The 10,312-nt window shown below is 70.3% G+C and carries 6 protein-coding genes; 2 read left to right on the top strand and 4 right to left on the bottom strand.

Features of this window, described 5'->3' with window-relative positions; all coding sequences use genetic code 11:
- Positions 1-60 precede the first annotated feature (60 nt).
- Together EHF32_RS06255 and EHF32_RS06260 are read right to left on the bottom strand one after the other, a co-directional pair.
- The gene (locus tag EHF32_RS06255; protein ID WP_137417380.1) at positions 61-2,961 is read right to left on the bottom strand and encodes a UPF0182 family membrane protein; all 2,901 of its coding nucleotides are present in this window, start codon (positions 2,959-2,961) and stop codon (positions 61-63) included.
- A gap of 63 nt (positions 2,962-3,024) precedes the next feature.
- Entirely contained in the window at positions 3,025-4,146 is a 1,122-nt protein-coding gene (locus EHF32_RS06260; RefSeq protein ID WP_443189859.1) for a YlbL family protein, read from the bottom strand.
- A gap of 123 nt (positions 4,147-4,269) precedes the next feature.
- Between EHF32_RS06260 and EHF32_RS06265 the strand changes: the two genes are divergently transcribed.
- Positions 4,270-5,625 carry a zinc-dependent metalloprotease gene (locus EHF32_RS06265; RefSeq protein WP_137417382.1) on the top strand — a complete coding sequence of 452 codons (1,356 nt, stop codon included), beginning with the start codon at positions 4,270-4,272 and terminating at the stop codon, positions 5,623-5,625.
- A 720-nt stretch (positions 5,626-6,345) separates the two neighbouring features.
- Here EHF32_RS06265 and EHF32_RS06270 read toward each other — a convergent pair.
- Both EHF32_RS06270 and nudC read right to left on the bottom strand, forming a co-directional pair.
- Positions 6,346-8,106 carry an ATP-dependent helicase gene (locus EHF32_RS06270; protein ID WP_137417383.1) on the bottom strand — a complete coding sequence of 587 codons (1,761 nt, stop codon included), beginning with the start codon at positions 8,104-8,106 and terminating at the stop codon, positions 6,346-6,348.
- A complete protein-coding gene (gene nudC / locus EHF32_RS06275) occupies positions 8,103-8,993 on the bottom strand; it encodes an NAD(+) diphosphatase (protein ID WP_137417384.1) in 891 nt (296 codons plus the stop codon). The genes EHF32_RS06270 and nudC overlap by 4 nt, the downstream gene beginning before the upstream one ends.
- 63 nt (positions 8,994-9,056) lie before the next feature.
- On the opposite strand from nudC, the gene EHF32_RS06280 reads away from it, so the two are divergent.
- Positions 9,057-10,307 carry a phosphotransferase gene (locus EHF32_RS06280; protein WP_137417385.1) on the top strand — a complete coding sequence of 417 codons (1,251 nt, stop codon included), beginning with the start codon at positions 9,057-9,059 and terminating at the stop codon, positions 10,305-10,307.
- Positions 10,308-10,312: the final 5 nt, after the last annotated feature.

Here is a 10,312-nt window from a genome sequence, read left to right on the forward strand (position 1 = left end):
GAAGACGAGCGCGCCGGCCCCGCGGAACGCGGGACCGGCGCGCGGTCGAGCGGATGCGGGTCAGCCGCCGAGCTGGATCAGCTTGTCGACCGCGGCGGTGAGCCGGCTGTCCGCCTCGCCGTACTTGGTCCAGTCGCCGGCCTTGAGAGCGGCATCGCGGTCGAGCAGCGCCTGTCGGGCATCCTGCAGCGCAGCCTGGTAGTCCGGGCTTCCCGTGCTGCCGCCGGTCGTCCCGTCGCTGCCACCGGTCTGCTCGGGCGAGGGCGTCGTCCCCGGATCGGGCGCGACGTCCTGGTCCCCCGCGTTGGCGCCGGAGTCGCCGCCGAACAGCGCGTTGAGCGCCTCGTTCAGAGTGTCCTCGAACGCGACCTCCGTGCCGAATGCGACCAGCACCTTCTGCAACTGCGGCAGCTGTGTACCGCTGGAGGCCTGCACGAACACCGGCTGCACGTACAGCAGTCCACCGCCGACGGGCAGGGTCAGCAGGTTGCCGTTGATGACGTTCGACTGGCCCTGCTTCAGGATGTTGATCTGCGCGGAGATCCCGGGATCCGAGTTGAAGGTGTTCTGCACCTGGCCGGGACCGGGGATCGTGGCGCCGGCCGTGATCTCCAGGAGCCTCAGCTTGCCGTAGTCGGGGCTCTTCACGCCCGCCTGGCTGCCGGCATCCGAGTCCACCGAGAGGTAGCCCATCAGGACGTTGCGCGACTCCGTGCCCGTCGACTGCGGGATGAAGCTCGTGAACATCGAGTAGCTCGGCTCGTCCTGACCCGGCATCTTCATACTCAGGTAGTACGGCGGCTGGTTGACGTCGGGGTTCTGCGGGTCTGCCGGCGTGGACCAGGCGTTGTCGCGCTCGTAGAGCGACTGAGCCGTGTCGACGTGGTACTCGCCGAGCATCGCGCGCTGAACCTTGAACAGGTCGGTCGGGTAACGCACGTGACTCATGAGGTCGGCGGACATGTCCGAGACCGGCTTGATCGTCGTCGGGAAGACGTTCTGCCACGCCTGCAGCAGCGGATCGGTGTCGTCCCAGGCGTAGAGGGTGACTTTCCCGTCGTAGGCGTCGACGGTCGCCTTCACCGAGTTGCGGATGTAGTTGACGTTGTCGAGTGCGACGCGCGGAGTCGGGTTGTTCGCATCCTCGATCGCCTGCGACATGCTCGTCGCCGTCGAGTACGGGTACTGGTCGCTCGTCGTGTAGCCGTCGACGATCCACACCACGCGGCCGTCCACGACGCTCGGGTACGGGTCGGAGTCGAGCGTGAGGTACGGCGCCGCCTTCTGCACGCGCACAGCGGGGTCGCGGTCGTACAGGATCTGCGACTTCTCGTTGATCGAGTCGGAGAAGACGATCTGCTCCGACTGGAACTTCAGTGCGTAGATCAGGCGGTTGAACATGTTGCCGATGGACGGTCCGCCGTCGCCGTCGAAGGTCGTGCGGGTGTCGTTGCCGCCGTCGCTCGCCGACGGATAGTCCAGCTCGATCGGGGTCGTACCCTCGGGCGCGCCCACGATGGAGTACGCCGGAGAGTTCTCGCCGAAGTAGATCCGCGGCTCGTACTTCTCGTCGGTCAGGAACCCGGATGCGGGGATGCTGCCCTCGATGAAGACGGGGTCGCCGTCGGTCGTGCGCTCGTTACCCTTGGCGACCACGAGGCCGTAACCGTGCGTGTAGACGAGGGTGGAGTTCTGCCAGGACCCGGCGTCGCCGAGACCCGCGGTGTTCACCTCACGGACCGAGACGACGGTGTCCTGCGTCTGACCGTCGATCCTGTAGCGGTCCACGTCCAGCGGGTCCTCGAAGCGGTAGTACGGACGGTACTGCTGCAGCTGGCGCACGGTCGGCTGGATGATCGCCGGGTCCATGATGCGGATGGATGCGGTCGTCTCGGCGTCGGAGCGCAGCTGACCGGGCTCGGCGTCGGTCTTCGCGTCGTACGACGTCGTGTCGAGACCCTCGATGTTGAACGCCGTCTTGGTCGCGTCGAGGTTCCGCTCGAAGTACGGCATCTCGAGCGTGCGCTGGTTGGGCCGCACCTGGACCGTGTTGAGGATCCACGGGTACGCGACCCCCACGACGAGCGAGGTGACCACCAGCAGCGCTGTCGCGATCAGCGGATAGCGCCAACGTCCGATGATGGCCGTGACGAAGAAGAGAACGGCGACGAAGGCGGCGACGATCGAGAGGATCGTGAGGCCGGGGATCGTCGCGTTGACCGTCGTGTAGCTCGCACCCGTGATCCGGTCGCCCGCCTGCGTCAAGGTGCCGAAGCGGTCGAGGAACAGGCTCACACCCTGCAGCAGCAGGTAGAGACCCGCGATGATGGCGAGCTGGATGCGGGCGGGCTTGGAGATGCGAAGCTCGCGCTGGCCGATGCGCACCGAGCCGTAGAGGTAGGACACGAGCGCAGTGACCAGAAGTGCCACCAGCACGACGGCGGAGGCGAAACCGACCGCACCCTGGTAGAACGGCAGCGCGAAGAGGTAGAAGCCGGTGTCCATGCCGAACTGCGGGTCGGCGGTGTCGGTGTGCACGCCGCCGAGCCACAGCGCCGCGGTCTCCCACTGCGCCGAGGTCGCGAATCCTGCGAAGAATCCGAAGAAGACCGGGATTCCCCACATGGCGAGACGCCGCAGCGGCTCGACGACCTCCTGGTAGCGGTCGAGCTGGGAGCTCAGACGCACGTAGACGGGACGCAGCCGGTAGGCGAGCTGGATCGCGATCCAGATCGGGATGGCCATCCCGAGGAAACCCACCACGAACATCGCGGCGCGCCAGAGCCACTGCGTGGTCAGAACCGTCGAGTAGCCGAGCTGGTCGTACCAGAGCCAGTCGGCGTAGAGGCTCGCGAAGAGGAAGAACCCCACCGCGAGCGCCGCGATGACGGCAAGCGAGATCGCGATCACCCGCCGGGATCTGTTGACAGGGACGGGCGTCGGCGCTGCGGTCGAAGTCACCCCTTCATCCTACGAGGGGCGCACCCGGGCGGTCGCCGTGAGCCCGCTATGCACGGCGATCGGTCAGCTGCAGGTGGGAAGCGCGTCCAGGTCGGCGTCGGAGGAGATCGCGTCCAGCACGTCGACGGCGTCGTCGAGAGTCGACACCGAGAAGACGCGGAGACCGTCGGGAACATGGCCGACGACCTCGTCGCAGTTGCTCCCGGGTGCCAGGAAGTACTGGGCGCCCGCGTCGTGCGCGCCCCAGAGCTTCTGGCGGATGCCGCCGATGGGTCCCACCTCGCCGTCCGCGCTGATGGTGCCGGTGCCGGCGACCTGCGCGCCTCCGTTGAGCTCGCCCGGGGTGAGCTGATCGATCATTCCGAGCGCGAACATCATGCCCGCCGACGGCCCGCCGACGTTGTTGAGCTGCACCTGGACGTCGAAGGGGAACGTGTAGGAGACCGTGAGGGTGATGCCGATCTGCCACACGCCGGCGGCGTCGCCCGTCCCCTCCTGCGGTGTGACGGTGACGCTCTGCTGAGCGCCGCCGCGGTCGATGAGGATCTGGATGGGGGCCCCCGCACCGTCGTTGATGATGCGGCGCAGACCCTCGGCGGTCGTGACGGCCGTGCCGTTCGCCTGGAGGACGCGGTCGCCAGCCTGCAGCTGGCCGCTCGCGGGCGATCCGTCGGCGACCGCGGTGACCTGCAGCTGCGGGTTCACGTCGTAGCCGAGATGCGTGAGCGCGGCGGCGGTGGCATCCGCCTGCGAGTCCACCATCATCGCGGTGTTCTGCTCCGACCGCTGCTCGCTCGTCTGTCCGGTCGGGAAGATCTGCTCCATCGGGACGACGGCCTTGGTGGGGTCGAACCAGGCGACGGCCGCATCCAGCCAGGACAGCCGCTGCTCGGGAGAGCCGATGACCTGCACGGTCAGCAGGTCCAGCGATCCTCCCGTCGGATAGGTCTCGGCGCCGTCGATGGCGATCAAAGGCACGTCCTTGCCATCGGCGTCGGTGACCTCGCCGAGCGTGTTGTAGACGGGCCCGGGGCGCTCGATCACGTAGGGGCTCGGCAGGAAGGACATCGCCAGCAGCGCCAGCAGGGCGACGACCAACGCCCAGATGCCGACCACCACTGACCGCGGCATGGGTCGACGCGGCGGCTCGGGCGCGAGAGAGCCCGGGGTCTCGAACAATGTCACTGTGCCTCTTTCGTCGGCCGTTCGCGGCCGGCGTACGGCGAAGTCGTGCTCGCCCGGCTGTGCGATGTATCCCTGCGACTAGCGTAGAACGGGACGTTATCCCCCGGCTGAAAGGCGCCTGACGTGGCAGACGAGGACGACCGGAGCCCCGAAGACCAGTTCCAGGAGCTGCTGCGCCAGCTGTTCGGAGCCGATGGTCTCGACCCGGAGCAGCTGCGACAGCTCCAGCAGATGGGCATCGACCCCGCGATGATGCAGCAGATGATGGGCCAGATGCAGCGCGCGTTCACGAGCTCGGACGGCTCGATCGCGTGGGATGCGGCCGAACGTCAGGCTCTGCACATCGCGAACCAGAGCGACCTCGGCGTGGCCGCAGGATCCCGGAGCGACCTGGACCAGGCGTTCTCGCTCGCCACCCTGTGGCTGGGTGAGGCCACCACCATCTCCGAGCTCGCCGAGGCGCCGCGCGCTCTCACCCACGGCGCCTGGGTGGAGGCGACGATGCCGGTCTGGCGCGAGCTCGCAGAGCCGGTCGCCACGAGCATCGCCGACGCCCTCACGGCCACGCTGGCCGAGCAGGCCCCCGAGGAGATGCAGGCCATGCTCCAGGGCGCGGGACGCATGATGCGCTCGATCGGCGGCTCGCTGTTCGCGACGCAGCTGGGCCAGGTCGTCGGGCGACTGTCCATGGAGGTCGTCAGCGGCGGCGACGTGGGGCTTCCCGTCATGCCCGCCGGCGCCGCGGCGATCCTGCCGCAGAACTTCGCCGATTTCGGCCAGGGTCTGGAGATCCCCGAGGACCAGCTCGCGCTGTACGTGGCGACACGGGAGCTCGCCCACGCACGCCTCTTCCGCCATGCCCGCTGGCTTCGTCTGGACGTCATCGCACAGGTGACCGAGTTCGCCCGCGGCATCCACGTCGACACGAGTCGGCTCGAAGAGCTCGCGGAGCGATTCGATCCCAGCCAGCCCGAGGAGCTGCGTCAGGCACTCGAGAGCGGCGCCCTGCTTCCCGAGCGCACCGAGCAGCAGGATCTCGCCCTCACCCGTCTGGAGACACTCCTCGCGCTCATCGAGGGCTGGGTCGACATCGTGACGGCCGACGCCACCCACCGGTTGCCGAGCGCCGACCGCATCGCGGAGGTCGTCCGCCGCAGGCGCGCCGTCGGCGGACCCGCGGAGAAGGCGCTGGGATCGCTCGTCGGCCTCGAGCTGCGCCCGCGACGGATGCGGGAGGCCGCGGCGATGTGGCGACAGGTCACCGACGCCGTCGGTGTCGCCGGACGTGACGCCCTCTGGGACTATCCGGACCTGCTTCCGGGCGCGACCGACATCGACGACCCGACCGCGCTGATCGAGCGACTCTCCGCACGCGCGCGGGGCGAGGCTCCCGAGCGGGATGCGATGGACGAGGCGCTCGAGCAGTTGCTCGCCGAAGAGGAGGGCGGCGAGGGGCCGGAGGGTCCCCGCCCCGTCTGATCTCTCCTCCCCAGCCAGCTCCCGCGCGGGTCCGGCGATGTGGACAACGGCGGACCCGGCGCCGGCGGGAACAGAATCAGGACATGCTCCGACTCGATCCCGCCTACCCGCCGGTCTGGCGCGACGAGCGCACACTGCAGTTCGGAGACGCGGCGCGTGTCGTGATCGCCGGGGCGGAGCCGTGGCACGAGTGGCTCGTGCATGCGCTTCGCGCAGGTGTCAGCGCCAACGACGCGATGACCCTCGCCGGCTCGCTGGGGGCCGACCGAGCGGCCGTCGCGGAGATGCTGGAGCAGCTCGCGCCGGTCCTGTGCTCGGACTCCCCCCGCACCCGCGTGGGCTTCGAGGTCTCCGACGCCATCGACGGCGCCGTCGCTGTCGCGGTGATCCGACTGCTCGACACCTCAGTGGAGCTCGTCACCGATCCCGACGAGCGCTGCACCGTGGTCATGCTGGAGTCGTTCGTCGCCGACCCGGCACGCTATCGCGGACATCTCCGGGACGAGCGGCCGCATCTGCCGATCACCCTCGCGGGCGATCAGGTGCACGTGGGGCCGCTCGTCACCCCCGGCGACGGCCCCTGCCTGGCGTGCGATGCCGCGCATCGTCGCGACGAGGATGCCGCGTGGCCGGGCATCGCGGCGCAGCTCATGTCCCAGCCCGCGCCGCCCGTGGCGGCGGCGCTCGTCGGGGAGGCCGTCGCCTACGCCGCGCGTCTGCTCACCGGTCAGCTCCCGGCGTCGGCCGCCCGGCGCCGGATGACGTTCGCTGCTTCCTCGCCCCACCGGAGGTCGGTCTGGCCGGTCGCTCATCCAGCGTGCGCGTGCCGATCTCTTGCAGAAAGCGAGACGGCTGCCGTGACTGCCGCGCCGACTGCGATGCCCACGACAGCGACAGCGTACGCGCGGCCCGCGTGATACCGACGTACGCCAGCCGCCGCTCCTCGTCGATCTGCTCGAATCCCTGCGCGTAGGAGATCGGCAGCAGTCCCTCAGACAGCCCCACGAGGTGCACGTGGTCCCACTCGAGCCCCTTCGCCGCGTGCAGCGTCGCGAGCGTCACCGTCGCCAGCGAGGGCTCGTGCTGGTCTCTCGCCCTGGCCATCAGGTCGTCCGTGAACGCGCGCAGCGTGGTGTCCTCGGGCTGCTCTTCGGCGAGTGCCAGCAGCGCGGCGCGCGCTTCCCACGCGTCGCGCAGAGCCCCGCCGACGGCCGGCGGCTCGTCGGTGTAGCCGCATCCGCGGAGCACGTCGCGAACCGTGTCGCGGAATCCTCCCTGCATCGGGGCCACCGTGGCGGCGCGCAGCGCCATGACCGCCTGGCGCACCTCCGGCAGGTCGAAGAAGCGCTTGCCACCCATGACGCTGGTGGGAACGCCCGCATCCGCGAGTGCCGTCACGAGCTCCGCCGACTGCGCATGGGCCCGGTACAGGACGGCGATCTGGCGCGGATCCACGCCGTCGTCGAGCTGCGCGCGGATGCGGGCGGCCACACCCGCAGCCTCGTGGGCGTCGTCGTCGAAACGGGTCACCGTGGGCACGGGAGAATCTGCGCCCCGGTCGGTGACCAGCTGCAGCGCGCCGGGACGGCCGCGCATGAGCGCGTTGGCCACCCGAAGCACGGGCTGGTCGCTGCGGTAGTTGTGCTCGAGGGTGAAGCTGCGCGCGTCGGGGTGGTGCCGGGGGAAGTCCAGGAGGTAGTCGGCGCGGGCGCCGGCGAAGGAGTAGATGGTCTGGCTCGCATCGCCCACGACGCACAGGTCGCGCCGCTCGCCGAGCCACAGCTCGAGGAGTCGGTTCTGTAGCGGCGACACGTCCTGGAACTCGTCCACCGTGAAGTGGCGGTACTGCTCACGCACCGACTGGGCGACGCGCGGCTCCGCTTCGATCATGCCCGCGCAGGCGAGCAGCACGTCCTCGAAGTCGAGCTGGTGACGCTCGTCCTTCAGCTTCTCGTAGGCGGCGTGCAGATCGCGGATCTGCCCGGTGTCGAGCGTGCCGATCGTGACGGGGCGCGTGCTGCCGATCTCGTCGATCCGGCGCATGGCGACCTTCCGCTGCTCGATGTGGGCGGCGACGTCACGCAGGGTCGCGGTGTCGAGGTGCAGGCGCTGCTGCTCCGCCGCCTGCGCGAGAAGGCGCACCTTGTTGTCGATGATGCGCGGGGCAGGCGTGCCCGCCACCTGCGGCCAGAAGTAGTTCAGCTGGGAGAGGGCGGCGGCGTGGAAGGTGCGCGCGGCGACGCCCACGATCCCGAGCGCGCGCAGGCGCCCGCGCATCTCGCCCGCCGCCTTCGCCGTGAAGGTCAGAGCCATCACCCGGCCCGGTGAGTACGTTCCACTGTCGACGCCGTAGGCGATGCGCCGCGTGATGACGCGGGTCTTGCCCGTGCCCGCTCCGGCCAGCACCCGCACCGGGCCCCGCACCGCCATCACCGCGGCGTGCTGCTGCTCGTCGAGCCCGGCCAGGATGTCGACGCTCATGCGCGCTCCTCGTACCAGTCGCGGATCAGCCGCCAGGAGATGGACGCGGAACCGGGCAGCACGACCTCTCCCCTGCCCTCGAGCGCCGCGCCGATCTCCTCTCGCGTGAACCAGCGCACCTCGACGATCTCGTCGCCGTCGGGGCGCGCCGCGGCGGCGACTCGCGCCGCGGCGTGGAAGCCGAGCATCAACGACCGCGGGTATGGCCAGGCCTGGGATCCGCGATACCGCACTCCGACGAGCTCCACCCCCGCCTCCTCCGCGACCTCGCGGGCCACCGCGTCCTCCAGCGACTCACCCGCTTCGGCGAATCCGGCGAAGCAGGAGTACCTTCCCGCAGGCCAGGCGGCGTTGCTGCCCAGAAGCAAGCGATCCGGGTCGTCGGCGTCGTGCACCGCCACGATGATCGCGGGGTCCGTACGCGGGAAATGCTCTCGCCCGCAGTGCGGGCAGTGTCGGGCCCAGCCCGCCTGCCGCAGTTCGGTGCGTGTACCGCAGAACGGGCAGTACCCCTGTTCGCGCAGCCAGCTGCCCAGCGCGACGACGGTCGTCGCCGCATCCGATTCCGCTTCCGGGAGCAGGCCGCCGATCTCCCGCAACCGGGCGAACGGCTCGGCTACGGTCTCGGTCACCGCCGCGAGAACGCCGCGTCCGTCGACGGTGCGCCCGAGGAAGGCCCACTCGGATGCGGTGACGCCGGCCGCCGGGACCAGGCGCAGACGAGGGTGCTCGGCGCTGCCGGAGATCGACACGAGGTCGCCCGCCACGGCCACGGCGAAGGTCGTCGGATCGGCACGCAGTCTGTCGACCAGCTCCGGATCGTGCCGCTCGTCCGCGGCGCGCCGGAGCGGGAACACAGCCTGTGCACCGGTGTCGGAAACGCTCACCGATACCTCCTCGACGGGCGTGGCGACCGGCTCGGGCCGGGGGTGGACGCCTACCCTGAGTGCATGCCACGCTCACCTCTCACTCTAGCCGCGTCGGTGACGGCGGCTCTCCCGGAGGCCGTCGTCGTGAGCGCGGGGCGACTGGGCAGCACGGACGAGGCAGGCACCGCCGCGGCGCTGGTGGATCTCGCCGACGGCCGGCGCGTCGTGGTACGCGTGGCGGGCGACGACGAAGCGGGGCGCACGGCCCGCGCCGATGCCCGCGTCCTGTCGTCGCTGAGCGCCGGGGTGCGCAGTCTGCTTCCGTTCCAGGCACCCACGGTGCTCGGCGAGACCTCGATGGGACCGGACCAGGTCATCGTCACGGACTACCTGGCCGGCTACCGCGTCGACGCCGCGGACCTGCCGCCGGGGCCGGGGTTCACCGGACTCGTCGGCCGAGCGATCGCGGCCGTGCACGATCTCCCGATCACGGTGATCCGCGCCGAGGGCTACCCGGTGCGCTCCGCGCAGCAGGTGCGCGCCGACGCACGGCGTCTCGTCGAGCGTGCGGACGACACGGGTCGCCTCGTACCCGAGCTCCGCGAGCGCTGGCTGAGCCTCCTCGACGACGACGCCGCGTGGCGCTACGAGCCCACGGTCGTGCTGGACGGGCTCGACGTCTCGTCCTTCGTCTTCGACGACGTCGACGGCACACCCGAGGTCGTCGCCCTTCTGGACTGGCAGGGCCTGTCGATCGGGGATCCCGCCGTGGATCTGAGGTGGCTGGGATCCGCGCCGGAATCGGTCGAGGGCGTCCACGAGGGGTACACAGCGGCCTCGCATCGTTCGCCGGATCCCGCTCTGAAGACACGGGCGCGGTTGTTCGCCGAGCTCGAGTTCGCGAAGTGGCTGGTGCACGGCGTGGACCAGGGCGACGAGTTCGTCGTCGAGGACGCCACGAAGCTGCTGACATCGCTCGCCGACGCGACGGCGGGCACCGAACTCGTCCGGACCGGTTCCGCCGATGTCGACGACGCCATCGCGCTTCTCGGGCGGGTGCCGGAGACCGAGCCCGCCGGCGGACAGACCTCGATGCAGACCGACGCCTATGACCCGGTCGAGTTGGGCGCGTACCTCGCCGAGGAGGACGATCGCTCGAGCCCGGCCTCCGCGGAGGGCATGCCGACGCTTCCGGTGGACCTGTCCGAATGGACGGCCAGACCGCAGCCGGCGCACGAGGAGACGGCCGACACCGCGGACGACGACGAGGAGAGCCGCGAAGAGACCGCGCGGGCGTCCCGGGAGGCACTGCGCCGCTGGACCGAGGGCTGAGCAGG

It is taken from the genome of Microbacterium sp. RG1, from assembly GCF_005347485.1.
In the GTDB taxonomy this organism is placed as follows: Bacteria; Actinomycetota; Actinomycetes; order Actinomycetales; family Microbacteriaceae; genus Microbacterium; species Microbacterium binotii_A.